Annotated in this window: 24 protein-coding genes; 11 read left to right on the top strand and 13 right to left on the bottom strand. The window is 60.0% G+C overall.

Annotated features, from left to right (window positions below; all coding sequences use genetic code 11):
* Positions 1–207 precede the first annotated feature (207 nt).
* A complete protein-coding gene (locus tag GF108_RS11995) occupies positions 208–2094 on the top strand; it encodes an AsmA-like C-terminal region-containing protein (protein WP_153668105.1) in 1887 nt (628 codons plus the stop codon).
* 14 nt (positions 2095–2108) lie between these two features.
* Positions 2109–2471, top strand: coding sequence for a VOC family protein (locus GF108_RS12000; protein ID WP_153668106.1), 363 nt, complete (start codon positions 2109–2111; stop codon positions 2469–2471).
* Positions 2472–2489: 18 nt separating this feature from the next.
* Here the strand turns inward: GF108_RS12000 and GF108_RS12005 are convergent, their stop codons facing one another.
* The 6 genes from GF108_RS12005 to GF108_RS12030 form a co-directional block, all read right to left on the bottom strand.
* Complete coding sequence (locus GF108_RS12005) at positions 2490–3308, bottom strand: ABC transporter permease (RefSeq protein ID WP_027230253.1); 819 nt, start codon at positions 3306–3308, stop codon at positions 2490–2492.
* A gap of 10 nt (positions 3309–3318) precedes the next feature.
* Entirely contained in the window at positions 3319–4230 is a 912-nt protein-coding gene (locus tag GF108_RS12010) for an ABC transporter permease subunit (RefSeq protein ID WP_153668107.1), read from the bottom strand.
* Between the two features lie 14 nt (positions 4231–4244).
* Positions 4245–5390, bottom strand: a complete 1146-nt coding sequence (locus GF108_RS12015; RefSeq protein ID WP_153668108.1) for an ABC transporter ATP-binding protein — start codon at positions 5388–5390, stop codon at positions 4245–4247.
* Between the two features lie 64 nt (positions 5391–5454).
* On the bottom strand, positions 5455–6546 hold the full coding sequence (locus GF108_RS12020) for a polyamine ABC transporter substrate-binding protein (protein ID WP_172982619.1): 1092 nt from the start codon (positions 6544–6546) through the stop codon (positions 5455–5457).
* Positions 6547–6713: 167 nt separating this feature from the next.
* Positions 6714–7628, bottom strand: a complete 915-nt coding sequence (locus GF108_RS12025; protein WP_153668277.1) for a DMT family transporter — start codon at positions 7626–7628, stop codon at positions 6714–6716.
* Positions 7629–7729: 101 nt separating this feature from the next.
* Positions 7730–9172 carry a short-chain fatty acyl-CoA regulator family protein gene (locus tag GF108_RS12030; protein WP_153668109.1) on the bottom strand — a complete coding sequence of 481 codons (1443 nt, stop codon included), beginning with the start codon at positions 9170–9172 and terminating at the stop codon, positions 7730–7732.
* A 255-nt stretch (positions 9173–9427) separates the two neighbouring features.
* Here GF108_RS12030 and aceA point away from each other — a divergent pair, with 255 nt between their 5' ends.
* The 5 genes from aceA (at position 9428) to GF108_RS12055 (ending at position 14873) form a co-directional block, all read left to right on the top strand.
* Complete coding sequence (gene aceA, locus GF108_RS12035) at positions 9428–10717, top strand: isocitrate lyase (RefSeq protein WP_153668110.1); 1290 nt, start codon at positions 9428–9430, stop codon at positions 10715–10717.
* Between the two features lie 90 nt (positions 10718–10807).
* The gene (locus GF108_RS12040) at positions 10808–11041 is read left to right on the top strand and encodes a hypothetical protein (protein ID WP_027230260.1); all 234 of its coding nucleotides are present in this window, start codon (positions 10808–10810) and stop codon (positions 11039–11041) included.
* A gap of 249 nt (positions 11042–11290) precedes the next feature.
* Positions 11291–11575: a GIY-YIG nuclease family protein gene (locus GF108_RS12045; protein ID WP_091919688.1), complete on the top strand. Its 285-nt coding sequence runs from the start codon at positions 11291–11293 to the stop codon at positions 11573–11575.
* A gap of 557 nt (positions 11576–12132) precedes the next feature.
* On the top strand, positions 12133–13566 hold the full coding sequence (locus GF108_RS12050; RefSeq protein WP_027230262.1) for a glutamine synthetase family protein: 1434 nt from the start codon (positions 12133–12135) through the stop codon (positions 13564–13566).
* A 20-nt stretch (positions 13567–13586) separates the two neighbouring features.
* Complete coding sequence (locus tag GF108_RS12055) at positions 13587–14873, top strand: FAD-binding oxidoreductase (RefSeq protein WP_153668111.1); 1287 nt, start codon at positions 13587–13589, stop codon at positions 14871–14873.
* Positions 14874–14876: 3 nt separating this feature from the next.
* Here the strand turns inward: GF108_RS12055 and GF108_RS12060 are convergent, their stop codons facing one another.
* Positions 14877–16001 carry a beta-ketoacyl-ACP synthase III gene (locus GF108_RS12060; protein ID WP_153668112.1) on the bottom strand — a complete coding sequence of 375 codons (1125 nt, stop codon included), beginning with the start codon at positions 15999–16001 and terminating at the stop codon, positions 14877–14879.
* Between the two features lie 141 nt (positions 16002–16142).
* Here GF108_RS12060 and GF108_RS12065 point away from each other — a divergent pair, with 141 nt between their 5' ends.
* Positions 16143–17741 carry an inorganic phosphate transporter gene (locus tag GF108_RS12065; RefSeq protein WP_091919694.1) on the top strand — a complete coding sequence of 533 codons (1599 nt, stop codon included), beginning with the start codon at positions 16143–16145 and terminating at the stop codon, positions 17739–17741.
* Between the two features lie 45 nt (positions 17742–17786).
* Here GF108_RS12065 and GF108_RS22440 read toward each other — a convergent pair whose 3' ends face one another.
* The 5 genes from GF108_RS22440 to GF108_RS12090 form a co-directional block, all read right to left on the bottom strand.
* Positions 17787–18020, bottom strand: coding sequence for a type II toxin-antitoxin system VapC family toxin (locus GF108_RS22440; RefSeq protein WP_246663918.1), 234 nt, complete (start codon positions 18018–18020; stop codon positions 17787–17789).
* 165 nt (positions 18021–18185) lie between these two features.
* On the bottom strand, positions 18186–18416 hold the full coding sequence (locus GF108_RS12075) for a type II toxin-antitoxin system Phd/YefM family antitoxin (protein ID WP_153668113.1): 231 nt from the start codon (positions 18414–18416) through the stop codon (positions 18186–18188).
* A 108-nt stretch (positions 18417–18524) separates the two neighbouring features.
* Positions 18525–19370, bottom strand: a complete 846-nt coding sequence (locus GF108_RS12080; RefSeq protein WP_153668114.1) for an oxidoreductase — start codon at positions 19368–19370, stop codon at positions 18525–18527.
* A gap of 134 nt (positions 19371–19504) precedes the next feature.
* Positions 19505–20254 carry an SDR family oxidoreductase gene (locus tag GF108_RS12085; RefSeq protein WP_153668115.1) on the bottom strand — a complete coding sequence of 250 codons (750 nt, stop codon included), beginning with the start codon at positions 20252–20254 and terminating at the stop codon, positions 19505–19507.
* Positions 20255–20301: 47 nt separating this feature from the next.
* Entirely contained in the window at positions 20302–21777 is a 1476-nt protein-coding gene (locus GF108_RS12090) for an aldehyde dehydrogenase family protein (RefSeq protein WP_153668116.1), read from the bottom strand.
* 153 nt (positions 21778–21930) lie between these two features.
* On the opposite strand from GF108_RS12090, the gene zwf reads away from it, so the two are divergent.
* The 3 genes from zwf (at position 21931) to edd (ending at position 26019) form a co-directional block, all read left to right on the top strand.
* The gene (gene zwf / locus GF108_RS12095) at positions 21931–23406 is read left to right on the top strand and encodes a glucose-6-phosphate dehydrogenase (protein WP_153668117.1); all 1476 of its coding nucleotides are present in this window, start codon (positions 21931–21933) and stop codon (positions 23404–23406) included.
* Positions 23407–23422: 16 nt separating this feature from the next.
* Positions 23423–24127, top strand: a complete 705-nt coding sequence (pgl, locus tag GF108_RS12100) for a 6-phosphogluconolactonase (RefSeq protein ID WP_153668118.1) — start codon at positions 23423–23425, stop codon at positions 24125–24127.
* A gap of 68 nt (positions 24128–24195) precedes the next feature.
* The gene (edd, locus tag GF108_RS12105) at positions 24196–26019 is read left to right on the top strand and encodes a phosphogluconate dehydratase (RefSeq protein ID WP_153668119.1); all 1824 of its coding nucleotides are present in this window, start codon (positions 24196–24198) and stop codon (positions 26017–26019) included.
* 11 nt (positions 26020–26030) lie between these two features.
* Here edd and GF108_RS12110 read toward each other — a convergent pair whose 3' ends face one another.
* On the bottom strand, positions 26031–26993 hold the full coding sequence (locus GF108_RS12110; protein ID WP_027230274.1) for a GlxA family transcriptional regulator: 963 nt from the start codon (positions 26991–26993) through the stop codon (positions 26031–26033).
* Between the last annotated feature and the right edge of the window lie 2 nt (positions 26994–26995).

A 26995-nucleotide genomic window follows, 5' to 3' on the forward strand; every position in this document is an offset into this window, starting at 1 on the left:
GAGGATAACGGCAGTTGGGGGGCGGCGGCGGTGAAGAGCGGGTACGCGGCACTTAAAGTCCCGTAACGCACGCAATTATTACAATATGCAACAATTTGACGCGGAAATGCCTGTACCGGCTTGAATTGCCATGCATGATCGCTAAACCGTCGTTAAGCATAAAGTTTTGCGCGGCCAATACACGCAAAGGCAAATTCGGAAACGCTCATGTCCTGGTACAGGCCAAGGAACCTTCTCGCAACGGTTGTGGTGATGGCTCTCGTTGCCGGCGGCGTTCTCGTTGCCCTGCCCTATCTGGTGAGCACGGAGCTGATCCGGGCGCGCCTCATCCAGGAAATCAGCAACTGGACCGGCTACAGCGTCGAGTCCCGCCAGTCGCCGCAAATCGCGTTCTTCCCGGTCTTCAGCGCCTCACTCGGCGATATCACCATACGCAATCCATGGCAGCGTGGCGGCGCCGCCTTCATGGAGGCCGAGCGTATCGAAGTCGACCTGTCGCTGCTTTCGGCATTGATGGGGAATATCGAATTCACCGAAACCAAAATCGTGCGGCCGCGCTTTGTCATCGATGAGCCGATAAAGAGCCTTTCCGAAATTGGTGAAGCGCTGGCGAAAAGCGACGGGCGCATCGGCGACGTCGTGCGCGAGGCACGTTCCGCCGTTGAGGCGAACCCGTCCAAGCCGGACATGAGCACGGTCTCGTCGCAGCCATTCGGCCGCGTGCGTCTCGAAGATGCAAGGGTTACCTTCAAGCGGCCGATCAACGGCGTAGAGGAACAGATATCGAGCATCAGCGGCGTATTCGACTGGCCCCAGACATCCGGTGTTGCAAGCTTCCGGGGCACGGCCATCTGGCACGATGAGGAAACCGAGATCGACAGTTCCGCTACCAAGGCCCTGTTGCTTTTGGCCGGGGGGACCAGCCCGCTGCAGATGAACCTCAGTTCGACACCATTGACCCTCTCCTTCAACGGATCGGCCAACATATCGAAGGACCAGTTCTTCGAGGGCACCCTGTCGCTGACCTCGCCTTCGCTGCGCCGAACGCTGGAATGGTCGAGAATGGTCTCGATCCCGGGCGCGCCGGTTGGCAGTTTCGCGCTCGACGCATCCGTTTCGGGTTCCGCGTCGCGCATGAAGCTCGACGGCCTGACGGCGACGCTGAACGACAATCCGGCCAAGGGTGTCATCGAGGTTGTACTTGACGATGGCACGCCGAGTGTCACAGGGACGCTTGCGTTCGAGACTCTCGACCTGCGCTCCGTCTTTTCCGGTTTCATGCCTCTGCCGGACAGCCCGGAAAATTCCAACGCCGTGATCGACACGGCCTTTCTCAAAAAACTCAATCTCGATCTGCGCCTCTCCACGCAGAAGGCGACGCTTGGATCGGTCAACCTCGCCAAGGTTGCCGCAACCGCCCAAATTCGCAACGGCCGGGCAATATTCGACATTGGCGAGGCATCTGCCTTTGACGGTTCGGTGGCGGCAAGCTTCCAGCTTGCCGATGAAGGCGATGGCGCGACGCTCGGCGAACTGCGCCTCAATGGGACCGACGTCAACAGCGCTTCCATCGCCTCGCTGCTCAGCCTCGGCGATCGGTTCGAACTCGGCAAAGGGACGATTTCGCTGGTGCTGAAGGGGCCGATTTCGCGCTGGTCATCGGCGCTCGCCAATGCCAAGGGAACATTGAGCATGCGCTTTGGCGCCGGCCAAATCCGCAGCCTCGACTTCAACAGCCTGCTCGGCAAGGCCAAGACCGACCGCTTTTTCAGCCTCAACGAACAAACCAATGCCTGGCTGGCATTTGACCGGCTCGAGATCAAGGCCAATATCATGGATGGGGTCGCCGCCATCGACACAGCCCAGATACAGAACAAATCCGGTACCTTGAACTTTGCCGGGATCGTGACTCTGGCCGGCAAGAGCCTTGCGCTGACCGGCGACTACGCCGCGCCAATACCCGCGCCGAAGGCAGCGGAAGGAACCGAGCAGCCAACGCCGGCGGCGGAGCCCGCCGTCAACCATACACGGTTCTTCATCGGTGGATCGTGGGACAATCCCTTCATCTCGCCGATCATCTCGCCGCAGAACTGACTGGATATTGAATAATGCGTATCATCGGTATGGACCATGTTCAATTGGCAATGCCGGTCAACGGTGAAGCGGCTGCGCGTGCTTTCTATGATGGGCTCCTTGGCCTGCGTGAGGTCGCTAAGCCCGCGCAGCTCATCTCGCGCGGTGGCTGCTGGTTCCAAGCCGGAACGGTCAAGGTCCATCTCGGTGTAGACCCGAACTTCATCCCGGCAGGCAAGGCACATCCGGCCTTCGTGGTCGATGATCTGGTATTGCTGCAGCAGAAACTGGAAGCCGCGGGCATTAGGGTTATCGAGGAAGCGCCGCTGGATGGTATTGAACGTCGCTTCGTCCACGATCCATTCGGGAATCGCATTGAGCTAATGCAGTATCGATAAAGCTATGGCTTAAACGTTCTAGTTTCTGGCTGCCGCCTGCTCATCGCGCGCCCGCTGCACTTCGCGCTGCTTGTTGGCAATCGACGCGATGATGACGCCGACGGTCACAATGGCGATGAGGATGGTGCAGGCCGCGTTGATCTCGGGCGTCACACCGAGGCGAACCTGCGAATAGATGCGCATCGGCAGCGTCGTTGCGCCCGGCCCCGATGTGAAGCTTGATATGACGAGGTCATCGAGCGACAGGGTGAATGCCAGCATCCAGCCGGACACGACGGCAGGCAGGATGACCGGCAGCGTCACCTTGAAGAAGGTCGTCACCGGTGTCGCGCCAAGGTCCATTGCGGCTTCCTCGAGCGAACGGTCGAAGGTGACAAGGCGCGACTGCACGACCACCGCCACGAAGCACATGGAAAAGGTGATATGGGCAAGCGTGATCGTCCAGATGCCGCGATCCATGCCAACGGCAACGAAGAGCAAAAGCATCGAAAGGCCGGTGATGACTTCAGGCATGACCAGCGGCGCATAGATCATTGCTGAAAACAGCAGGCGTCCGCGAAACCGCGTGTACCGGGTCATTGCGAGAGCGCCGAGCGTCCCGAGAATGGTGGCGACGGTCGCCGAAAACAGACCGACGCGGATCGTCACCCATGCTGCGTCAATGAAGCTCTGGTTGTGAAAAAGCGAGACGTACCATTTGACCGAAAAGCCGGCCCAGACCGTGACGAGGCGCGATTCATTGAAGGAGTAAATGACCAGGAGGACGATGGGCAGATAGAGGAAAGCGAAGCCGACGACCAACGAAGCGATGTTGAAGCGGGACCAGGTCGTGTTCATTTCATGTGCCTCATTTCTCGCTTTCCTGGGCCCGCGCCTCGGCGCGCTGGAAGAGCACGATCGGAACGACGAGCAGCAGCAGCAATATGACCGCAACGGCTGAAGAGACAGGCCAGTCGCGGTTGGAGAAGAACTCGTTCCACAGCGTCTTGCCGATCATGAGCGTCTGCGAACCGCCGAGAAGGTCGGGAATGACGAACTCGCCCACGGCTGGAATGAAGACCAGGAAGCATCCGGCAATGACGCCGGGAAGCGATAGCGGGAAGGTGATCTTCCAGAAGGCGGCAATCGGCGGGCAGCCAAGATCTTCGGCGGCTTCAACCAGCGAATAGTCCATCTTCTCCAGCGCCGAGTAGATCGGCAGGACGAGGAACGGCAGGTAGGAATAGACGATGCCGATGAAGACGGCGGTGTTGGTGTTGAGAATGTTCAGCGGCGTGTCGATGACATGCGCCCACATCAGGAACTGGTTGAGCAGGCCCTCGGGCTTGAGAATGCCGATCCAGGCATAGACGCGGATGAGGAAGCTCGTCCAGAACGGCAGGATGACCAGCATCAGCAGCGTCGGCCTTACCGTGGCGGGCGCGCGCGCCATTCCGTAGGCGATGGGGTAGCCGACGAGCAGTGTGAGGACGGTCGAAACGCCAGCGATGAACAGGCTGGAGAGATACGCCCTATAGTAGAGCGGGTCCTGCGTCAGCCAGAGATAGTTATCCCAGGAGAACTTCGAAACACTGTCCTTGAATGCCGTCCAGCCGGCAGAAAGGTCGAAGACCGGCGAATAAGGCGGAATCGCCATCGCAACTTCCGACAGGGAAATCTTGAAGACGATGAAGAACGGAACAAGGAAGAAAACCAGCAGCCAGATATAGGGCACGACAATGACGAGCCGGCTCGCGATCGACGATATCAGTCTTTGCATGACATCGCCCCTTCTCACGCAGTGAGCACGATACCCGCATCGGTATCGAAATTGATCCACACCTTGTCATCGTACCCGAACGGGTCTTCGACCGTCCGCATCGCATTGAGGCTTGCCGCCTTGATGATGCGCCCGCTGTCCAGCTTCACGTGGAAAACCGTCATGTCGCCGAAATAGGCAATATCCCACATTTCGCCATAGGCGGAGTTGAACGTGGCGTCGGCAGGCTGCTTGCGGCTGATACGGATTTTCTCCGGCCGGATCGCAAATCCAACCGGCTGTCCCACCGAGCAAGTCTTGGTCGCATCGGTACGAATGAGCATGTTGTCCGGCGCGACGGCAATTTCGATCTTTCCGTTCGCCACGTTCTCGGTCATGCCTTCGAACATGTTCACATTGCCGATAAAATCCGCGACGAATTTCGAATTCGGCGCCTCGTATACCTCGGCTGGCGTCGCTACCTGCATGACCTTGCCCTTGTCCATGACCGCAATGCGGTCGGCCATGGTCATCGCCTCTTCCTGATCGTGCGTGACGACCACGAATGTCAGGCCGAGCTTCATCTGCAGGTCCATCAGTTCGAACTGCGTTTCCTCGCGCAGTTTCTTGTCGAGCGCGCCGAGCGGCTCGTCGAGCAACAGGACTTTCGGGCGCTTGGCGACGGCACGTGCGAGGGCAACGCGCTGGCGCTGACCACCCGATAGTTGGTGCGGCTTGCGCTTGACGAACCGCTCGAGTTTGACGAGCTTGATCATCTCCGCGACGCGCGTGTCGATATCGGCCTTGTTCATGCCGTCCTGCTTCAAGCCGAAGGCGATATTCGCTTCCACCGTCATATGCGGGAAAAGCGCGTAGGACTGGAACATCATGTTGACGGGCCGCTTATAGGGCGGGATGCCGCGCATATCCTGGCCATCCAGAAGAATGCGGCCGGCGGTCGGCTCCTCGAATCCGGCGAGCATGCGCAGCAAGGTAGATTTGCCGCAACCCGAAGCCCCAAGAAGGGCGAAGAATTCCCGGTTGTAGATATCGAGGGACAGGTCATCGACCGCGGTGAAATCGGCAAACTTCTTCGTGACGTTCTCGATGGCGATGAAAGGCTTGGCCTCTGGATCGTTCCAAGGTGCGAATTTACGGCGAAAGCTTCCCAGTGATTTCATGTCCTGCCCCGGTCTCTATTCATAACGTGAAAAACCCCGGCAGGGATGCCGGGGTTTTTTGGAGTTACTGGCCTGTGACCACTTTCGTCCACAAGCGCGTGACGATCCGCTGGGTCTTGGTGTCGTAGGGTGTGACAGTGAAGAGTTTCTTCAAGGTCGCTTCATCCGGATAGACTTCCGGATTTTCGAATACGGCCTTGTCCATCAACGCCTGAGAAGCCTTATTGCCGTTGGCATAGGAAACGTAGTTGGAGGCTTTGGCGGCGACTTCGGGCTTGAGCATGTAATTGATGAATTCGTGAGCCTCAGCGACGTGCGGCGCATCGGCCGGGACCGCCATCAGGTCGAACCACATCTGCGCACCCTGCGACGGGATCGTATAGGCAACGTTTACGCCGGCCTTGGCCTCGTCAGCGCGGGTCTTCGCCTGCAGGATGTCGCCGGAATAACCCAGCGCAAGGCAGATATCGCCGTTGGCGAGCGCATTGATATATTCCGAAGAGTGGAACTTGCGCACATATGGACGGATGGTTTCAAGCAGGGCGCCGGCCTTTGCAAGTTCATCCGGGTCCTTGCTGTCGGGATTGAGCCCGAGATAGTTGAGAGCGGAAGGCATGACATCGGAAGCAGAATCGAGGATGTGAATGCCGCAATCCTTGAACTTGGCCGCAAGTTCAGGTTTGAACAGGACGTCCCAGCTCGGTTTCTCATCGGAGCCGAGGATTTCCTTCATCTTGTCGGCATTGTATCCGATGCCGGTCGTGCCCCACATATAGTCGACCGAGTATTCGTTGCCGGGATCATAGGTGGAGATGCGCTGGGTGATCTCGTCCCAGGTGTTGGAAAGGTTGGGCAGTTTCGACTTGTCGAGCTTCTGGAAGACGCCAGCTGCGATCTGGCGCTGCAGGAAGTTGGCGGTCGGCACCACGACGTCGTAGCCGGTTCCACCCGCGAGCAGCTTCGTTTCAAGAATCTCGTTGGAATCGAACGTGTCATAGACGACCTTGATACCGGTCTCCTTGGTGAATTCCTCAAGGATCGTGGGATCGATATAGTCCGACCAGTTATAGACGTTGACGACGCGGTCTGCGGCCAATGCCGAACTCGCAAGGCCGAGCGCGAGTGTCGCCGTCAACAGTACAGTTTTCATTCCCATTTAGGTCTCCATGCTGCCGGCACGCCATTCCCGCGGCGCGCCGTGTTCCCTTGCTGGACCTACCTTTTTAGATTGCAACTGCTTCGTCAACCGTGTTGCGAAGACTTCGCTGCTTAATTTTGCGCGAGCGTGATTTTTGTGCACGCGCCTGGCATCGGCGCGACGCGTCAGGCTGTCCGGAGATGGCGCTGGCGGCGGTATTCCCAGCCGAGATGCAGCAGCAGCGCCACGAGAATAATCGTGCCACCGATGATGGTGCGCGGTGAAGGCACTTCATTATGGAGGAGCCAGACCCACACCGGACCAAGGACCGGTTCGAGCGTTCCGATCAGCGCGGCCAGCGCCGACGGGATGAGGCGCGCACCGCTGACGAAGAGAGCGAGCCCGAGGCCAAGATTGATGGCGCCGAGCGCGAAAAGCAGTCCGAAATCGTGGGCGCTGACACGAAACTCGCCTGCCGTGGTCGAAGCCACAATTGCAGCGATGACGACGCCGAGGAAAACGGCGGGCGTCATGCGCAGGTGCGCCTTACGACGGGTGATCACTGTCGCAGTGGCGAAGGATATAGCGATCAGCAACGCCAGCATGTCGCCGATGGGCGAGACTTCACCGTCCAGCGAATCCGACACCATGATGGCCACCCCGGCAATGACGGTGCCGATGGCGATCCAGGTCGCAACACTCACGCGTTCGCGAAACAGCACCCAGGAGATCAGCGCGGCGAACAGAGGAACGCCAGCTTGCAGCAGGAGCACATTGGCAACCGTCGTATAGGAGAGCGCGATGATGAAGCACGACGAGGCGATGGCAAAGCATATGGCGACGCCCACCCCGGCCAAACCCATGTGCCGGAAAAGCCGCAACGTGCCGCGCGGACCATCGCGCACCAGCATGAAGCACAGGAGAAACAGCCCCGCAAATACCGATCGCCAGAAAACGACCGTCCAATTGTCGGACACATCGAGGAACCGCGCAAACGCGCCGCCGGTGCTCCAGGCAATCGCCGAGCCTGCAACGAGCAAACAGCCGATCGCGGTCTCCGCCGAACTCTTGACGGGATCGGGCCCAACGACGGGAGGCATAGGAATTGCAGTGGCGCTCATGCGCGGAGAATGCCTAAGCTTTGCGCGCGGTAAAGCTACCAGAGCGACCAGCTATTATCGGTTTTGCGCCATCGCCATATTCATTGAAAATCAAATGCGCTCAGACCCGTCACCATCTCGTCGAGGCCGAGCGGCCGCGTCACCGGAGGTTCGGCACGCGAGAGGCACGCTACCCGCTCGCACAGTCGGCACGCGGGGCCAACCTGCGTCATGCCGACGAACTTGCCAAGCGGAGCAGCACTGATGCTGCGATTGCCGAGCGCGCTGCCATAGACCGTGTCATCGGCAAACGCGATATCGCAGCCGACGAGAATCGCTGTGCGGCGTGGACGCTCGTTGAAAGCGCCTTGCGGACCCTCCAGCGTGCGGGCAATCGTCAGGAACTCCGCGCCGCCCGGCATCTCGACCGCCTCGACAAGGATTTGGCCGGGCTGGGCGAAGGCGGAATGCACCGGAAGTTTCGGGCAATCCCCGCCGAAGCGCGATTGCGGAAAGCCCTGTGATCCGGCCCGGCGGAAACGATTGCCCGCATGATCGACTTCGAGCATGAAGAAGCCGATGCCGTTTTGGTTCTGCAGCGTCGTCAAGCGGTTGGCCGCATGTTCGAACGATACGTTGAAACGCGAGCGCAGGACGTCGATATCATAGCGCGCCCGGGTCGCGGCAATCTGGAAGAGCTGGTATGGCATCATCAGCGCATGGGCTGCATAGCGCCCGAGTTCGAAGCGCGCGATGCGCTTCGCCTCATCCGAGGAGAGTTTCAGTTCCTGGATTTCCGCTGCGATCACCACCTGCATGCGCATAAGCGCCGCTTCCATCGCCACTTCGCGCAGCTGGTCGAAGGGAGATAGCCGTTCGGAGATGAACAGGCGCTGCGAGTGGCGGTCATAGCGACGGCGCCAGTTGGGCATGGTCGCGACCGGAAGCACGCGCACGGAAATGCCGTGCTCGCTCTTCAGCCAGGCCTTCAACGCGGCAAGCAGTTCGTCACCGGGTTTGATGAGGCTGACAAAACTGTCGACCTCGCCTTCAATGCGCGAGAAATGGTTGGCGCGCCGCTCCAGAACTTCACGCACCTCGTTGAGCGGAAGGCGCGTCGCCGAAAGCGACGGCGCGCGGCCGTCCTGAGCCAAAAGATCGGAAAGGTCGGAAAGCCGCTCCATCTGCTCCTTATAGGCGCGGTAGAGTTTGATGATCCCGGCAGCCGCATTGGGCGCCGCGTCGCTGATCTCGATCAGCTCCTGGTCGCCGGGCAATTCCCCGTTGAGCAGTGAATCGGAAAAGACCTCCTTCAGCGCCGCCATGGAGGAACCCGTCTCCATCTGCAGCGTGTCGAGTTCAATCTTGTAGGTCGCGGAAAGCTTCAGCAGCAGCTGCACAGTCAGCGGTCGCTGATTGCGCTCGATCAGGTTGAGATAGGATGGCGATATGCCGAGCGCCTCGGCCATGGACGTCTGCGTCAGGCCGCGCTCGTTGCGGATGCGGCGGATACGGGGCCCCGCAAAGATTTTTCCCTCAGCCATCGAGGCACCCCCGGTTTGACCTGTTTGCAAAGTGAGCGTGCATAACGCCTCTTGACAACAATTTACATCGGCAAGCCTATTACAAGATTGACAACTTTACAATCTACGACTGTCAATCCGCCACAGCCTAACTCGAAATGCAGCCCAAATATCTCGATATTGCTGGATCGTACCGCGCTGCAATGTAAATTTAGTCACATCAACGCAGCGTAAGTACATCAGGCTGTGGGACGCAAACTCTTTGTGGAGACAAGAATGACTGATTTTTACAACCTCGTACCAAACGCTCCGGAGGGCCGCTATGATGGTATCGAACGCCCCTATACGCCTGACGATGTCTTGCGCCTGCGAGGCTCGGTTCAGATCAAACATACTCTTGCTGAAAACGGCGCAAACCGGCTCTGGAAGCTCATCCACGAAGAAGGTTTCGTCAATGCGCTGGGTGCTCTCTCGGGCAATCAGGCAATGCAGATGGTTCGCGCAGGCCTCAAGGCAATTTATCTTTCCGGATGGCAGGTGGCAGCCGATGCAAATACAGCTTCAGCCATGTACCCAGACCAGTCGCTCTATCCGGCCAATGCAGCGCCGGAACTGGCCAAGCGCATAAACAAGACGCTGCAGCGCGCCGACCAGATCGAGACGGCGGAGGGCAAGGGTCTTTCGGTCGAGACCTGGTTTGCACCGATCGTCGCTGACGCAGAAGCCGGTTTCGGCGGTCCGCTCAATGCCTTCGAAATCATGAAGGCGTTCATCGAGGCGGGTGCTGCCGGCGTCCACTACGAGGATCAGCTCGCTTCGGAGAAGAAGTGCGGTCATCTCGGCGGCAAGGTGCTGATCCCGACGGCGGCGCATATCCGCAATCTCAATGCCGCGCGGCTTGCCGCCGACGTCATGGGCACGCCGACGCTGGTTATTGCCCGCACCGATGCGGAAGCCGCGAAGCTTCTGACATCCGATATCGACGAGCGTGATCGTCCGTTCGTGGATTATGATGCAGGGCGAACAGCGGAAGGCTTCTATCAGGTCAAAAATGGCATTGAACCCTGTATCGGCCGGGCGATCGCCTATGCGCCGCATGCCGATCTCATCTGGTGCGAGACGTCGAAGCCCGACCTCGAACAGGCAAGGCGCTTTGCCGAAGGCGTGCGCAAGGAGCATCCGGACAAGCTCCTTGCCTATAATTGCTCGCCTTCCTTCAACTGGAAGAAGCATCTCGACGAGGCAACGATCGCAAAATTCCAGCGGGAACTCGGCGCCATGGGTTACAAGTTCCAGTTCATTACACTCGCCGGGTTCCACCAGCTCAATTTCGGCATGTTCGAACTCGCCCGTGGCTACAAGGACCGGCAGATGTCGGCCTACTCGGAACTGCAGGAAGCGGAATTTGCCGCCGAGGCCAATGGCTACACCGCCACCAAGCACCAGCGCGAGGTCGGCACCGGCTATTTCGATGCGGTCTCGATGGCAATTACCGGCGGCCAGTCCTCGACGACGGCCATGAAAGAATCGACCGAGACGGCTCAGTTCCGTCCGGCTGCGGAGTAACAACCGACGAGGCGGCCTGGCCCAAATATGCCGCCTCGCCCATCCGGCGATCACAAGACCGCCGCTGCAACGCCAAACAAGGAGAAAATCATGGCACCGCAGACACGCGTAAAGGAACGGGCCGAGGAGCAATCATCGGCCATGAATGCAGACCAGCAGGCTGTCATTCGCATGGTCGCAAACGACCTGCACCGCCTCAACCAGTCCGTGATGAAGGCGGTCGATGCCGGCGTATCGGTGGAACTCGTCCGCTCGGCCCGCCATCACGGCGGCGACGGCAACTGGGGCGATCTTCTGATCCCGGTCGTGGTCACGCGCCAATAACTGCAGCCGTGGCCTTCTCGGGCTTCGGTCTGGAGCCCGCACGGCGCAAAGACCGCCCGCAAGCGATTGCGGGCGGTTTTGGCTTTTCCGCCTTGCAGCGCGCGAGCGAAAGGGTGGATCGTCGGGTCAAGAGCCAGGATGACGGCGAGGGTGGTGCGAGGACGACGAGAGGCTCCTTCTTCGACCTTCGTTCAATTTACACGTCCACGGCGAGTGGCCAGACTCAGGGGCGAAACCTCGGGGTCCAGAATGAGCGGCTACGTTTACATCGTCACCAATTCCAGAAGGGGCACGCTCTATATTGGCGTGACGGCGGATCTACCCGGCCGAGTCTATCAACACAGAGAGGGCCTGACGCCGGGATTTGCGTGGAAGTACGGCTGCAAGCGGCTTGTCTGGTACGAACAGCATGAACTCATCGTCGATGCCATCCAGAGGGAGAAATCGATGAAGAGGTGGTACCGGGAATGGAAGATACGCTTGATCGAAGGCTTGAACCCGCAGTGGGATGATCTCTACCACACGCTGCGGTAACTAGCACTGGCGGACCCATTCCTCGGCCATCGCGTCGGTTTTTCCCGTTCAGCTTCCCATAGCCGCGTTCGACTCCCAACTGCCGCGCTGTTCAATCGCTGTTCGCTCCGTTTAACACCCCGCAGCCCTCAACCCGTTTAACACCCCACCAACTCCCCCAACCGCCGTCATCCTCGGGCCCTTGTCCCGAGGATCCACCTTTGGACTCTCGACCCGCAAAAGGAAGAATGGATCCTCGGGACAAGGGCCCGAGGATGACGGCGGTGAGAATGGCGCGATAACGGCAAGGGAAGGTCGCGCGAGAAGGTGCGCGTACGGGTCTGAGAAAGCGCACCGGAAATGCGAGGAACCGTCGCCAGTCGTATCGTGTGCCGTTCCTTCTACCCCATTTGGCAAACGTCGTCGCTCGGTGCCCACCGCGCAACGCCGCCACCGGCCATGTGGCGTCCATTCTACTTTGGCCAGACCCGACCCTCCACAAATATATCCGGGGCCTGCCTCCCATCGGCAAGTATTTTGCTCTATCATTTTGGCATCGAAACGAAATCTGGTGATTGATGCCTTCCGAAACCCCTGAGAAGAAGCCCGCGCGGACAACAACACGGCGGCGAACGCCAGCCTATGTCAAATCCAAGCGCGGGGTGAAAAACTGGCGCGAAGCTTCAGAATGGCTGGCCTGGCGGGATATCGAAGACATCGAATGCATTACCCCGGACCAGGCAGGCGTCGCCCGCGGCAAGATGATGCCGTCGAAGAAATTCACCTCCAATACCTCGCTCGCCCTGCCCTCTGCCGTGTTCATGGCGACGATATCCGGCTCCTATCCCGAAGACGGCCACGGTTTTTCCTATCCGGAGGACGACGGCGATCTCAAGCTGATGCCGGACCTTTCGACCCTTTCCGAGGTTCCCTGGGAAAGCGACCCGACAGCGCAGGTCATCTGCGATCTCGTCAACAAGGAGGGCGAGGCCGTCGAGTTCACGCCGCGCAACGTCCTGAAGCGCGTCATGGCCGCCTATAGCAAGAAAGGCCTGAAGCCGGTCGTCGCCCCGGAAATCGAATTCTACCTCGTTCGCAAGAACCCCGATCCCGACTACCCGCTGACCCCGCCGGTCGGCCGGTCCGGCCGCGCCATCGGCGGCGGCCAGGGCTATTCGATCGCCGGCGTCAACGAGTTCGACGAGCTCATCGACGATATCTACCATTTCTCCGAAGGCCAGGGCCTCGAGATTGACACGCTGATCCACGAAGAAGGCGCGGCGCAGCTCGAAATCAACCTGCGCCACGGCGATCCCGTGGAACTTGCCGACCAGGTGTTCATGTTCAAGCGCACCATCCGCGAGGCCGCGCTGAAGCATGACATGTATGCGACCTTCATGGCCAAGCCGATCCAGGGCCAGCCGGGCTCGGCTATGCACATCCACCAGTCGATCATCGACAAGAAGACGGGCCGCAATGTCTTCACCAATCCGGATGGCACCGAAAGCGAAGCGTTCCGGCATTTCATCGGCGGCATGCAAAAGCACGTGCCGGCGTCGCTGGTCATGTTCGCACCTTATGTGAATTCCTACCGGCGTCTTACGCCGGCGGCGTCGGCTCCTGTCAACGTCAAATGGGGATATGACAACCGTACGACCGCGTTTCGCGTGCCGCGCTCGGATCCCTCGGCGCGCCGCGTCGAAAACCGCATCCCCTCATCCGATGCCAACCCCTATCTCGCGCTTGCGGCGTCGCTCGCCTGCGGTCTGATCGGCATGAACAACAGGCTCGAGCCCGACGCACCGGCCTCGACCACGGTCAATGACAGCCTGATCGAACTGCCGCGCGGTCTCATCGAAGCGACAATCCTGTTCGAGCAGGACAAGGACCTGATCGGCATGCTTGGCGAAGCCTTCGTCATAACCTACGCCGCCATAAAGCGCGCCGAGTTCGAGACCTTTATGGAGGTGATCAGCCCGTGGGAGCGCGAATATTTGCTGCTCAACGTTTGACACGAAAATTGCCTTACGACATGCCCTATCAATCGCCCATTTCACCCGGCATCTCCTGGTACGAAACCACCATTCCTGACCGGACCGAATATCCGGCGCTCGACGGATCGCGTCAGGCGGACGTCGTCATCATCGGCGGCGGTTTCACCGGCCTTTCAGCCGCCGTCCACCTGGCGTCGGCAGGGGCCGACGTGGTGCTCCTCGAAGCCTATCGTTTCGGCGACGGCGCATCGGGACGCAACGGCGGCCAGCTTGGCACCGGCCAACGCACCTGGGCCGAGGACCTTGAAGCGCAATATGGTTTCACCCGCGCCAAGGCACTCTTCGATCTTGCCGAAGCGGCAAAAGCCTACCTCCTGCAATTTGCCGAAACCCATGGTATCGACATCGAATATGTGCCGGGGCAAATGTCGGTGGTGCACAAGAAGCGCTATCTGAAACATTACCAAAAGCATGCGGAGCTTATGGCGACACGTTTCGGCTATCCGCATATTCACTTCATGGATGCGGCGGAGACTGCCGAGCGGCTCGGCTCTACCCGTTTCCTTGGGGGAAACTACGACAAGGGGACGGGCCACATCCAGCCGATGAAGCTCGTCGTCGGAACCGCCCGGGCAGCGGCAAAAGCCGGCGCGCATCTCTTCGAAAACACCAAGGTCACGGGGATCAGCTCCGAAAACGGACGCGTTGCTGTCACGACCGGTTCGGGGACCGTGACGGCGGCCAAGGCCCTGATCGCTGTCAACGCCTATGGCGGCAATCTCGAACCCGTCAGCGCGGCGCATGTGATGCCGATCCGTTCCTTCATCGGCGCCACGGTTCCGCTCGGCAAGGACAGCCCCGTCCTCCCAGGCGGGGAAAGTGTCGACGATTCCCGCTTTGTCGTGCGCTATTTCCGCCGCTCACGCGACGGTCGCCTGCTCTTTGGCGGGCGCGAGGCCTATACGGCAGACAATCCGGAGGACATCAGCACTCATATCCGGCGGCAGATCGCCGAGATCTATCCGGCACTGGCCGATGTCGAGATTACCCAGGCCTGGGGCGGTTCGGTCGGTATCACACTTCCGCGCCAACCCTTCGTGCGCGAGGTGATGCCGAATGTGATCTCGGCCGGCGGCTATTCCGGCCATGGGGTGATGTTGGCCAACTATGTCGGCAAGCTCTATGCGGAGACCGTGGCCGGCAACCGCGACCGGCTGAAACTTCTGGAGGAGCTTAAGGTCCCGGCATTTCCCGGCGGGCGCACATTACGGGCGCCGCTGCTGTTTCTGGCGCTCAGCTGGTACGCGCTGATGGACCGGGTCTAGCAGCTACACCTTCCTGACGATCACGCTGCCGACAGAATAACCGGCGCCGAAGGAACAGATGACGCCGAGGCTGCCGGGTGCGAGATCGTCGGAGAATTTCGAGAAGGCGATGATCGATCCGGCCGACGACGTATTGGCATAGTCCTGCAGGATATTCGGCTGTTCGCCTGGCTGCGGCTCGCGCCCGAGCACCTTGACGCCGATCAGATCATTCATGCTCTTATTGGCCTGGTGCAGCCAGAGGCGCGACAGGTGCGCGGGTGCAATATTCTCGTCGGCAAGGTGGGTGAGGATAAGGTCGGCAACGATCGGCACGACCTGCTTGAAAACCTTGCGGCCCTCCTGGCGGAACAGCATGTCGCGGCGGTCGCTCATATGGCCTTCGCGGGTCCGCCGCAGGAACCCGTTATTGTTGCGGATATTGTTGGAAAACTGGGTGAGGCAGCGGGTCGACACGATTTCGAAACGATCGAGGGCCGTCGCGAGATCGGCTCGCTCGAGCAAGACCGCCGTACAGACGTCGCCGAAGATGAAATGGCAGTCCCGGTCGCGCCATTCGAGATGCGCCGAACAGATTTCGGGATTGACCATGAGGATAGCGCGGGCCGAGCCTGAACGGATCATGTCTGCCGCCGCCTGAACGCCGAAGGTCGCCGACGAACAGGCGACGTTCATGTCAAAGCCGAAACCCTCGATGCCGAGCGCCTGCTGCACCTCGATGGCGATGGCAGGGTAAGGACGCTCGTGGTTGGAGGCGGCGCAAATGACCGCATCGATTTCCGAGGCGGTGCGTCCGGCCTTGGCGAGCGCATCCGTTGCGGCTTGCACCGCCATTTCCGCCATGACCGAGAGTTCTTCATCGCGGCGTTCCGGCAAGACTGGATGCATGATTTCGGGATCGAGCACCCCTGACTTGTTAAGGACGTGGCGACGCTCGATGCCCGATGCGCGCACGATGAAATCTTCGGCGGACATGGCGATTGCCTCGCGCGTTCCCGACGCGATCTCGTCGGCATGAAGTTCGTTCTGCCGCGTCGCAAAGGTGTTGAACGCCTCGACCAGTTCGGCGTTGCTGATGGACTGTTCAGGCGTGAAAACGCCCGTACCGCTGATGACGACCTTATGCATGGCGCTTCCAGTGTTTCTTTCCAAAAACCGATAGAGACTCCCGGCGCCCGGCGCAAGTAATCCCGTATTGTCATAAGAGGTTCATCGACGGGCCATAGGCTTTCCCCATATTTCGATAATGGATTGGCAGGGGAACTGGCTATGACGGCAGAGAATTTGGCGGCTACGAGCCTCAGCGAACACCCTCTCGAAAAACCCAAAAGCCTCGGCAATCTGCCCAACTATGCCGTCGTCGCGATCCTTATCGCCGGCCTTATCTATGTCGGCTGGTCGCTGACGCAGGATTTGACCAGTGCCGTCGCTGTGCCGTGGATCCTGCTCGGTCTTGCCCTGGTGACGGCCCTGGGGTTTGAGTTTGTGAACGGTTTCCACGATACCGCCAATGCGGTCGCGACGGTGATCTACACCAATTCGATGCCGGCGGAATTCGCCGTAATCTGGTCGGGCTTTTTCAATTTCCTCGGTGTGATGACCGCGAGCGGTGCGGTAGCCTTCGGCATTATTTCATTGCTTCCGGTCGAACTGATCATGCAGGTGGGTTCGAGCGCCGGCCTCGCCATGGTTTTCTCGCTGCTGGCGGCGGCGATCATCTGGAACCTCGGCACCTGGTATTTCGGTCTGCCCGCCTCAAGTTCGCATACGCTCATCGGCTCGATCGTCGGCGTCGGCCTCGCCAACCAGTTCGTCGCGCCGACAGGCACGGCAACCAGCGGTGTCGACTGGTCGAAAGCGACCGAAGTCGGCATGTCGCTTTTGATTTCTCCGCTTGTCGGCTTCGGCGCGGCGGCGCTTCTGCTTCTCACCATGAAGCTATTCATCAGGAACAAGGCGCTTTATGAGGCGCCGAAGGGCAATACACCACCGCCTCTGTGGATTCGCGCAATGCTGATCTTCACCTGCACGGGCGTCAGTTTCGCCCACGGTTCAAACGACGGCCAGAAGGGCATGGGCTTGATCATGCTCATCCTGATCGGCGTCGTGCCGACCGCCTTTGCACTCAACAGGACTCCCGACATCAACTATCTCGACGCCTACAAGGCCGCTGCGACGCAGGCCGGTGCCGTTCTCCAGAAATACGAAAAGCCCGGCGTCGTCGTGACGGATGCGCATGCCGTCGTCAGCGAGGCCGTGCGCACCAAAACCTGGAGCGATGCCACGACTGTCGCGCTGCAGCAGTTCATCGTCGATACCAATGCGAGCATTTCGCCCTATGGTTCGGCCGCTAATGTGCCGACCGGCATGGTCAGCAATACCCGCAACGACATGTATCTTGCCGGTGAGGCACTCAAGCTGATCGACAAGAAGAAGCTGCTGCCGATGGAAGCGGCGGACCTTGCCGTCATCAAGACCTATCACCAGGCGATCGACAATGCGACGAAGTTCATCCCGACCTGGGTCAAGGTGGCCGTGGCGCTGGCGCTCGGGCTTGGAACCATGGTCGGCTGGAGGCGCATCGTCGTGACCGTCGGCGAAAAGATCGGCAAGACCCACCTGACCTACGGCCAGGGCGCTTCCGCCGAACTGGTGGCCATGGGGACCATTTTCACCGCCGATACGCTCGGCCTGCCGGTGAGCACGACGCACATATTATCGTCGGGCGTCGCCGGAACGATGGTTGCGAACGGATCGGGACTGCAGATGTCGACCGTGCGTAATCTGCTGATGGCCTGGGTGCTGACGCTGCCCGTTTCGATCGCCCTGTCGTTCACGCTGTTCGTGATTCTGCGTCATCTGATCTGATAAAACTGGCTTCAAACGAGAAATTGCGGCCGGCCATGCCGGCCACTACCATATACGCGCAACCCAACCTTTCTGCTCCGCCAATTGATCGAATGTTACATCGGCGGAGACAAGTGGCAACTCATAGTGAATCGCGCTCGCAGCGAGCACCCGGTCAAAGGGATCGCGATGCGACCAATCCAGCAGGCCAGCCTTCAGGCTTACTTCAGGCGTCAAAGTTGCGACACGGCCGAATTGTGCTTCGAATATGGGAAGAAGGCGATCAACAAAGGGCGTCATCTCCGGCCATTCGCCGAGCCGCACCTTGTGGCTGATTTCAAAAAAAACTCACGAGAGAAACGAAAACCTCATCGGCTTCCTCAATCATCGACAAATGAGCTTTCGGAAGAAGTTTATCTGCAAGCAGAAACCATGCCCAGACATGAGTATCGAGCAAGACAGCTCTCATTCACTACGTTCCCAAAGCGCCAATTCCTCCTCGGACATCGGCTCAAGAAAATCTGGCGCCGTACCGGCAAGTTCCTTGAGCGCTCCGGCTTTAAAGCGGCTTTTGGGGATCGGAACCAGCTTCACCACCGGCTTGTTGCCTTTGGCGATAATAACCTCTTCTCCCGACAAGCCGGCATCGATCAACTTCGAGAGATTTGATTTGGCTGCATGGACATTGACCTGCATCGGAGTTCTCCAGATTAGCTAACTTAGCTAATAGCACCAAGTTCGCCCTACAGTAGCTGAAAGCGAACTTGTTTGTTACCAAACGAAGGTTGAACCAACGTTGTTGGCCTATTCGCCTTTCGGCGCGTCCGCGCCGACGGTCACATCGGCCCAGGCGTCGAAATCGCGTGCCAGTTCGCCGATCTTCTTGCGGGCATTCTCCAGCGCTTCCTTGCCGAGGAGAAGACGCAGAGGTGGATTTTCCGCCTCCACAGCCTGGACGATTGCCTTTGCCGCGCGCACCGGATCGCCCGGCTGATTGCCGCTGACCTTGCGCAGCATATCGAGCCGCGCGCCAGCGGTGGTCCGGTAGTCCTCCATTGTTTCCGGCACTTCATTGGCCGAGCGGCCCGCCCAGTCCGTGCGGAAGCCGCTGGGCTCGACGATCAGGACCTTGATGCCGAGCGGCGCCACCTCCTTCGACAGCGATTCCGAAAGCGCCTCAACGCTGAACTTGGTTGCTGCATAGAAGCTGACGGCGACATTGGCGATGAGACCGCCCTGCGAGGAAATATTGACGATCGTCCCGGAGCGCTGCTTGCGCATGACAGGCAGGACCGCGCGCGTCATGTTGGCGAGACCCCAAACGTTGATGTCGAACATCTTGCGCACTTCATCCATATCGCTCTCTTCGAGCGAGCCGAAATAGCCGATGCCGGCATTGTTCACGAGCACGTCGATCCGACCGAAATGCTCGTGCGCCGCCTTGACTGCGCTGGCAATCTCTTCGGCCTTTGTCACATCGAGCTTCAGAACGAGGGCATTGTCCTTGTGGTCTTTGGCAAGTTCTTCGACATGCGATGGATTGCGCGCGGTGACGACGGTCGGATAGCCAAGTTCAAGCGTGTGCCGCGCGAGTTCGCGGCCAAAACCGGTTGAACAGCCAGTGATGAACCAGACAGGTTTGGATGTCATGATGATGTCCTTGATGATGAGGCGCCGCAGGGTCCAAACGGATCAGAGGAGCGCCGTGGGAAAAGCTGGACTACGCGTGCAATGTAGACCACCCGGCAACTGATTCAAGTTTTGATGCAACCTGAGTTCATTGTTCAGATGCAACGACCGCCATCCACCTCAAGCGCAACCCCGGTTATGAACTCCGCTTCGTCCGAGGCAAGCCATAGCGCAGCATTGGCGACATCGAGCGGCGTCGACAGGCGTCCGAGAGGCACGGTCGCCTTGAACTGGGCACGCTTCTCCGGCGTGTCCTCGCCCATGAACAGCCCGAGCATCGGCGTTTCGCCTGCCACAGGGCAGAGGCAGTTTACCCTGATCTTCTTGGGTGCAAGCTCGATGGCCATGGACTTGGTGGCGCTGATCGCCCATCCCTTGGAAGCGTTGTACCAGGTCAGGCCCGGCCGCGGCCGCAATCCCGCCGTCGACGCCGTGGTGATGATCGTGCCGCCGCCCTGCGCCTCCATGATCGGAACGACGGCCAGCGCCGCATAGTAGATCGATTTCATGTTGACGCCGGTGATAAGATCGAACGTGCTCTCATCAACGTCCAGCATCGACCCGTTGCGGTAGGTGAAGCCGGCATTGTTGACCATGATGTCGATGCGGCCGAACTGGTCGGCTGCCGCCTGGACCATGCCCTCTACCTCGTCCTTCCGCGTCACGTCGGCATGAACGGCGATGGCCTTCGCGCCGATAGCTGCGGCAACCTTTTGCGCACCCTTGAGATTGAGGTCGGCCACCACGACATTGGCGCCCTCCTCGGCAAAGCGCTTTGCCATCCCTTCGCCGAACCCTGACGCTGCGCCGGTGATGATTGCTGTCTTGCCTGCCAAACGGGTCATTTCATCTCCTGGATATGCTCATTGCTGGAATTGCTTGATATTTGCGGTCAATCGTGGCGGAAAACGATCGTCTTGGTCGCCGACATATCGTAAAGCGCCTCGAACCCCTTCTCGCGGCCATGGCCGGATCGTTTGAAACCGCCGAAGGGCAGTTCGATGCCGCCCCCAGCGCCATAGGCGTTGACGAAGACCTGCCCGGCGCGGACCCGCTTGGCGACGCGATGCTGACGCGCGCCGTCCTTCGTCCAAACCCCCGCGACAAGGCCGTATTCAGTATTATTGGCAATGCTGATCGCGTCGCTCTCGTCGTCAAAGGCAAGGAGCGATAGGACCGGACCGAACACTTCCTCCTGCGCGATCGCCGCCAAGGGATCGACAGAACCGAAAAGCACAGGCGCTACGTAATAACCGGCCGCCGGCGCGGCAGCAGCAATTGACCCGCGCGCAACGATTTCGATGCCGCCTTCCACGGCGCCGGCAACATAGGAATCGATGCGGCGCTTCTGCGCCGGATTGATTACGGCCCCAAGGTCAAGATCGGCATCGTGCGGGCCGGCGACAAGCTTGCTAAAGCGTTCGGCGAGCGCGCCCTCAACCTCGTCATAGATGCTGCGCTCGATAAGCACGCGGCTGCCGGCGGAACAACTCTGGCCGCCATTCTGGATGATCGCATTGACAATGACCGGCAAGGCCTTGTCGATATCGGCATCGGCAAAGACGATTTGCGGCGACTTGCCGCCAAGTTCCATGGTAACGCCGCGGTTGTTGAAGGCGGCTGCCTGCTGGATGGCGGTGCCGGTGGCCGGCGACCCGGTGAATGTTACGTAGTCGATGCCCGGATGCGCGGACAGCGCCGCCCCCGCCTCGCGCCCATAACCAGTGATGATATTGAGCACACCCTCCGGAAAACCGGCTTCGATGCCAAGTTCTCCGATACGGATCGTCGAAAGCGATGCATCTTCGGCAGGTTTGACCACCAGCGTATTGCCCATGGCAAGCGCTGCCCCCACGACCCTTGCCAGGATCTGCAGCGGATAGTTCCAGGGAATTATCCCCGCAACGACCCCATGCGGTTCACGCAAGGTGAGCGCCGTGTAGCCATCATTGAAAGGAATGGTATCGCCGTGGATTTTATCGGCGGCGCCACCATAGAACTCATAATAGCGCATCGCAGCGGCAACATCGGCCTTTCCCTGGCGCAGCGGCTTGCCCGTGTCGCGCGATTCGAGCGCTGCGAGTTCGTCGCCGTGGCGCTCGATCAATTGCCCGAGCTTGGTCAACAGCCTGCCGCGTTCAACAGCGGGCATGCGCGACCAGGGTCCATGATCGAAGGCGGCGCGCGCCGCACCAACGGCCAGGTCGACATCCTCCGCCTTACTTGCCGGGATGCTTGCAAAGCCAAGGCCATCCGATGGACACAAAACAGTGATCGTTTCTTGCGACAGTGCCGCTACCTGCCGACCGTTGATGATGTTCAGGAACTTTTGATCCTGCGCGACAACTTTGGAGAGATTCTGTACCATGGCTACTTCCTGTTCGTTGCAATCGTAAGTGAACCGACACGAATTGGGAATGCATTTTGACGCAGTTCGTGCGCTGGGACTGGTCATTTTAAATCGATTAGATTATACAACGCTGCGCCCTTCGACGCATTCAGGCATAACGAGAGCATCCGTATGACAAGCCAGATAATCCCGGTTGAACCCTTTGATTGTATCGTTTTCGGCGGCACAGGCGATCTTGCAGAGCGCAAACTGATACCGGCTCTCTACCAGCGTCAGCGTGACGGGCAGTTCTCCGAGCCGACCCGCATCATAGGTGCCTCGCGTTCGGCCATGACCGACCAGGGCTACCGCGATTTTGCGGCGGCGGCGATCAAGGAATTCGTTAAGGCCGACGAGATCGATCCAAAGCAGCTCGACCAGTTTCTTTCCCGGATCTTCTATGTCGCCGTGGATGCCACGTCCGATAATGGCTGGGAGGAACTCAAGGCGGCGATCGGCAACGACACCAAGCGGATCCGTGCCTTCTATCTAGCGGTCAGCCCGTCACTGTTCGGCGATATCACGAGCCGGCTCAAGAGCCACAAGCTCGTGCACGATCATACCCGCATCATTGTCGAGAAGCCGATCGGCCGCGATCTCGCCTCGGCGATCGCCCTCAACGACACGATTGGCCACGTCTTCCACGAGCAACAGATATTCCGCATCGATCACTATCTCGGCAAGGAAACCGTGCAGAACCTGATGGCCCTGCGCTTTGCCAATGCCCTCTACGAGCCCTTGTGGAACTCGGCTCATATCGACCATGTCCAGATCACCGTGGCTGAAGCAGTCGGGCTCGAGAACCGCGCGGGGTATTACGATACGGCCGGTGCGCTGCGCGACATGGTGCAAAACCATATGCTGCAGCTGCTCTGCCTCGTCGCCATGGAACCGCCGTCGTCGATGGACGCCGATGCGGTGCGCGACGAAAAGCTGAAGGTGCTGCGCTCGCTCAGCCCGATCAACAACAAAAATTACCAGGAATTGACTGTGCGCGGCCAATACCGCGCCGGGGCGTCCGCCGGTGGCGCGGTCAAGGGATATCTGGACGAACTCGGCAAGCCGAGCAGCACCGAGACGTTTGTTGCCATCAAGGCCGAGATTGCCAATTGGCGCTGGGCCGGCGTGCCGTTCTATCTGCGGACCGGGAAGCGCCTAGCGACGCGTGCATCTGAGATCGTCGTTTCGTTCAAGCCCATCCCGCACTCGATATTTGGCGACAGCGCCGGCCGTGTGGTCGCCAACCAGCTCGTGATCCGCCTGCAGCCCGACGAGGGTGTGAAGCAGTGGATGATGATCAAGGATCCGGGTCCGGGCGGTATGCGGCTTCGCCATGTTCCGCTCGACATGAGCTTTGCCGAGTCCTTCCAGGCACGCAATCCCGACGCCTATGAACGCTTGATCATGGATGTCGTGCGCGGCAACCAGACGCTGTTCATGCGCCGCGACGAGGTGGTTGCGGCCTGGCAGTGGGTCGACCCCATTCTCAAGGCCTGGGCCGAGGACGGACAGCCGCCCTACGGCTATACGGCCGGCACCTGGGGACCATCGGCTGCGATCGCCCTGATCGAGCGCGACGGTCGGACCTGGCACGAAGCGGAAGCATAGGAAGGTCGCACGCGCCATGGTGATCGATCACAAGCTGAACAGTTTCGCTGACGGTGATGCGCTCGCAGCGGCACTCGCATCCGCCGTCGCCGAACGGCTTGGTGCCGCATGCGAGGAACGCGGAAGTGCCGTGCTTGCGGTCTCCGGCGGCACGACCCCTGCCCGCTTCTTCAAAGCCCTTTCCAACAAGCGGCTGCCCTGGAAGAACATTACGATCACCCTCATCGACGAGCGGTATGTGCCGCCGACGAGCGACCGGTCCAACGAGAAGCTCGTACGCGAGCTGCTCCTGCAAAACGAAGCGGCGGATGCCAATTTCGTCGGCCTCTACAATCCTGCGCCCAATGTCGAACAAGGTGCTAAACTGGCGTCGGAAGCAATCGGCCGGCTTGGACGCCCGTTTGACGTTTCCGTACTTGGCATGGGGAACGACGGGCACACGGCATCGTTCTTTCCGGGCGGTGACCATCTTGCTGCGGCGATTGCGCCGGACCAGACGGCGCCGGTTCTGCCCATGCAGGCGGAAGGCGCGGGCGAACCGAGGCTGACGCTGACGCTTCCGATGATTGCCGGATCGCGCTTCGTGGCACTGCATATTGAAGGCGCGGCGAAGAAGGAAGTGCTCGATGCTGCGCTTGGCGAAGGCAGCGCGCTCGACATGCCGATCCGTGCGGTTCTGCGCTATGAGCCGATCGAGCTTGAGATTTTCTGGGCGCCGTAAGCGGCCCGACTGCGTCGCTGCATCGGGAAGCTCCCAACTTCCGGGCAGCCGCCAAGAGGAGATAGAAGATGACCGTCCTGCAACGGGTAAAAAGCATTACCAATCGCATTTGCGAACAATCAAGACCGACGCGCGATGTCTATCTCGATCACCTGCGGGAGGCAGCCTCGCGCAAGCCGAAACGTTCCGCGCTCGCCTGCGCCAATCTTGCCCACGGCTTTGCCGCGTGCAGTCCATCCGACAAGGCGGCGCTTGCCGGCGACGTGGTGCCCAATCTCGGCATCATAACCTCCTACAACGACATGCTCTCGGCCCATCAACCGTTTGAAACCTACCCGCAGCTCATCAAGGCGGCGGCCAAGGAAGCTGGCGGCGTGGCGCAAGTCGCCGGCGGTGTTCCTGCCATGTGCGACGGTGTCACCCAGGGTCAGCCGGGGATGGAACTCTCCCTGTTCTCGCGCGATGTCATCGCCATGGCAACGGCGATCGGCCTTTCGCACGATATGTTCGACGCCGCGGTATATCTTGGCGTTTGCGACAAGATCGTGCCCGGGCTCGTCATCGGCGCGCTCACCTTCGGTCATCTTCCAGCGGTATTTGTTCCAGCCGGACCGATGACGACGGGCCTGCCCAACGACGAAAAGGCGAAGACGCGCCAGCTCTATGCGGAGGGCAAGGTCGGGCGTGATGCGCTGCTCGAATCGGAATCGAAATCCTATCACGGCCCGGGCACCTGCACCTTCTACGGCACCGCCAATTCGAACCAGATGCTGATGGAGATCATGGGCCTGCACATGCCTGGCGCCTCTTTCATCAATCCGGGGACCCCCTTGCGCGAAGCGCTGACCCGCGAAGCTGCGAAGCGGGCGCTCGCCATTTCCGCTCTCGGCAACGAATATACGCCGGTCGGCGAGATGATCGACGAGAAGACGATCGTAAACGGCGTCGTCGGACTGCATGCGACAGGCGGTTCCACCAACCATACGATGCACCTCGTCGCCATGGCGGCTGCAGCCGGTATCAAATTGACCTGGCAGGATATTTCCGACTTGTCAGACATCGTGCCGCTGCTCGCCCGTGTCTATCCGAACGGTCTTGCCGACGTGAACCATTTCCATGCCGCCGGCGGCATGGGTTATATCATCCGCGAACTTCTCGATGCCGGGCTCCTGCACGAGGACGTCAAGACCGTCTGGGGCGGCAGCGAGGGACTGCGCGCCTATACGATCGAGCCGAAGCTCGGCGAAAACGGCGCTGTCGTGCGCGAGCCGATTGCTGCCGAGAGCGGCGACAAGAAGGTCCTGTCCACCTACAAGGAGCCGTTCCAGGTGACCGGCGGACTGAAGATGCTCAAGGGCAATCTCGGCACCGCCGTCATCAAGACTTCTGCCGTGAAGGCCGACCGCCATATTATCGAGGCGCCGGCCATCGTTTTTGACAGCCAGGCCGAACTCCAGGATGCGTTCAAGGCAGGCAAGCTCGACCGCGATTTCGTGGCTGTGGTGCGTTTCCAGGGCCCGCGCGCCAACGGCATGCCCGAATTGCACAAGCTGACCCCGGCGTTGGGGGTCCTGCAGGATCGGGGCTACAAAGTTGCGCTCGTTACGGACGGGCGAATGTCTGGCGCTTCGGGCAAGGTTCCGGCCGCGATCCATGTGACGCCCGAGGCACTCGACGGCGGCCTTATCGGCAAAATCCGGGATGGCGATGTCGTCCGGCTCGACGCGGAAATAGGCGCGCTGGATGTGCTCGAGGATCCGGACGTTCTGGCTGGCCGTCCCGCCCCCGAGGTTGATATCAGCCATAACAGCTATGGCATGGGCCGCGAACTCTTCGCGACATTCCGCCAGGCAGTCGGCCGGGCCGATCACGGAGCTTCCGTGTTCGGCTAGAACATGAAGCGCTAGTACGTCGTGCGGCGCTCGTCTGAAGGCGAGCGCCCGAATTGCGCCCGGTAGCTCTGCGCGAAATAGGAATGCGACGTAAATCCCGTTGCGAGCGCGACGTCGAGAATCGGCGAATGGGTTTGCCGCAGCAATTCGCGTGCCCGCTCCAGCCGCAGGCTCATATAGTAACGGCCCGGCGTCATGTTGAGGTGGCGCAGAAATAGCCGTTCAACCTGCCGCACCGACAGACCCACCGCCTTGGCAAGCCGGACCGCCGATTTCGGCTGTTCGAGATTGTCGGCCATCAATTCCACGATCTTGCGCAGCTTTTCCGACTTGCCGGTCAGGTCCCGCTCCGGCCCGATCCGCTGGCGATCGGTCTGCGAGCGAATCCGCTCATGGTGGAACTGGTTGGCGACCTCGTTGGCAAGCGCCGGGCTGAAATCCTGCCGGATGATTTCAAGCATCAGGTCGATCGAGGTGGTGCCGCCGGCGCAGGTATAGCGCTTGCGGTCGATCTCGAAAACGTTGCCCGTGCATTCGATCTGCGGGAATTTCTCCTGGAAGCCGGCACGGTTCTCCCAATGGATCGTGCAGCGATGACCTTCGAGCTGGCCGGCTTCGGCAAGGATATAGCTGCCGATATTGAGCCCGCCCAGCGCCGCGCCACGCCGTCCGAGATTGCGCAAGGCGGCAATGACCTTCTGCTTGTCGTCGAAGTCGGTCTTGAGGCCGGCGCAGACAAAGAAAATATCGGACGACGGAAGGTCGGCGAGCGCATAATCCACATTGATCTGCAGGCCGTTCGAGGCGGTCACTGCCTCGCCATTGGCCGACACGATGATCCACGAATAATAGGGCTGCTCGGCCATGCGGTTGGCCGTGCGCATCGTATCGATGGCAGCGGCAAGGCTGAACATCGGGAATTTGTCGACGAGCAGAAAGGCAAAGGTTCTGCTGACCTTGAGGGCTTGGGCCATGT

The sequence above is a fragment of the Phyllobacterium sp. SYP-B3895 genome, from assembly GCF_009647635.1.
In the GTDB taxonomy this organism is placed as follows: Bacteria; Pseudomonadota; Alphaproteobacteria; order Rhizobiales; family Rhizobiaceae; genus Phyllobacterium; species Phyllobacterium pellucidum.

Excerpts from the sequence above, each read along its gene's own strand:
- aceA (WP_153668110.1), top strand. The coding sequence starts at position 9,428 with ATGACTGATTTTTACAACCTCGTACCAAACGCTCCGGAGGGCCGCTAT.
- GF108_RS11995 (WP_153668105.1), top strand. The coding sequence starts at position 208 with ATGTCCTGGTACAGGCCAAGGAACCTTCTCGCAACGGTTGTGGTGATG.
- GF108_RS12005 (WP_027230253.1), bottom strand. The coding sequence starts at position 3,308 with ATGAACACGACCTGGTCCCGCTTCAACATCGCTTCGTTGGTCGTCGGC.
- GF108_RS12055 (WP_153668111.1), top strand. The coding sequence starts at position 13,587 with ATGCCCTATCAATCGCCCATTTCACCCGGCATCTCCTGGTACGAAACC.
- GF108_RS12060 (WP_153668112.1), bottom strand. The coding sequence starts at position 16,001 with ATGCATAAGGTCGTCATCAGCGGTACGGGCGTTTTCACGCCTGAACAG.
- GF108_RS12080 (WP_153668114.1), bottom strand. The coding sequence starts at position 19,370 with ATGACATCCAAACCTGTCTGGTTCATCACTGGCTGTTCAACCGGTTTT.
- edd (WP_153668119.1), top strand. The coding sequence starts at position 24,196 with ATGACCGTCCTGCAACGGGTAAAAAGCATTACCAATCGCATTTGCGAA.
- GF108_RS12020 (WP_172982619.1), bottom strand. The coding sequence starts at position 6,546 with ATGGGAATGAAAACTGTACTGTTGACGGCGACACTCGCGCTCGGCCTT.
- GF108_RS22440 (WP_246663918.1), bottom strand. The coding sequence starts at position 18,020 with ATGACGCCCTTTGTTGATCGCCTTCTTCCCATATTCGAAGCACAATTC.
- GF108_RS12075 (WP_153668113.1), bottom strand. The coding sequence starts at position 18,416 with ATGCAGGTCAATGTCCATGCAGCCAAATCAAATCTCTCGAAGTTGATC.
- GF108_RS12090 (WP_153668116.1), bottom strand. The coding sequence starts at position 21,777 with ATGGTACAGAATCTCTCCAAAGTTGTCGCGCAGGATCAAAAGTTCCTG.
- GF108_RS12065 (WP_091919694.1), top strand. The coding sequence starts at position 16,143 with ATGACGGCAGAGAATTTGGCGGCTACGAGCCTCAGCGAACACCCTCTC.
- GF108_RS12045 (WP_091919688.1), top strand. The coding sequence starts at position 11,291 with ATGAGCGGCTACGTTTACATCGTCACCAATTCCAGAAGGGGCACGCTC.
- GF108_RS12040 (WP_027230260.1), top strand. The coding sequence starts at position 10,808 with ATGGCACCGCAGACACGCGTAAAGGAACGGGCCGAGGAGCAATCATCG.
- GF108_RS12030 (WP_153668109.1), bottom strand. The coding sequence starts at position 9,172 with ATGGCTGAGGGAAAAATCTTTGCGGGGCCCCGTATCCGCCGCATCCGC.
- zwf (WP_153668117.1), top strand. The coding sequence starts at position 21,931 with ATGACAAGCCAGATAATCCCGGTTGAACCCTTTGATTGTATCGTTTTC.
- GF108_RS12050 (WP_027230262.1), top strand. The coding sequence starts at position 12,133 with ATGCCTTCCGAAACCCCTGAGAAGAAGCCCGCGCGGACAACAACACGG.
- GF108_RS12010 (WP_153668107.1), bottom strand. The coding sequence starts at position 4,230 with ATGCAAAGACTGATATCGTCGATCGCGAGCCGGCTCGTCATTGTCGTG.
- pgl (WP_153668118.1), top strand. The coding sequence starts at position 23,423 with ATGGTGATCGATCACAAGCTGAACAGTTTCGCTGACGGTGATGCGCTC.
- GF108_RS12000 (WP_153668106.1), top strand. The coding sequence starts at position 2,109 with ATGCGTATCATCGGTATGGACCATGTTCAATTGGCAATGCCGGTCAAC.
- GF108_RS12110 (WP_027230274.1), bottom strand. The coding sequence starts at position 26,993 with ATGGCCCAAGCCCTCAAGGTCAGCAGAACCTTTGCCTTTCTGCTCGTC.
- GF108_RS12025 (WP_153668277.1), bottom strand. The coding sequence starts at position 7,628 with ATGCCTCCCGTCGTTGGGCCCGATCCCGTCAAGAGTTCGGCGGAGACC.
- GF108_RS12015 (WP_153668108.1), bottom strand. The coding sequence starts at position 5,390 with ATGAAATCACTGGGAAGCTTTCGCCGTAAATTCGCACCTTGGAACGAT.
- GF108_RS12085 (WP_153668115.1), bottom strand. The coding sequence starts at position 20,254 with ATGACCCGTTTGGCAGGCAAGACAGCAATCATCACCGGCGCAGCGTCA.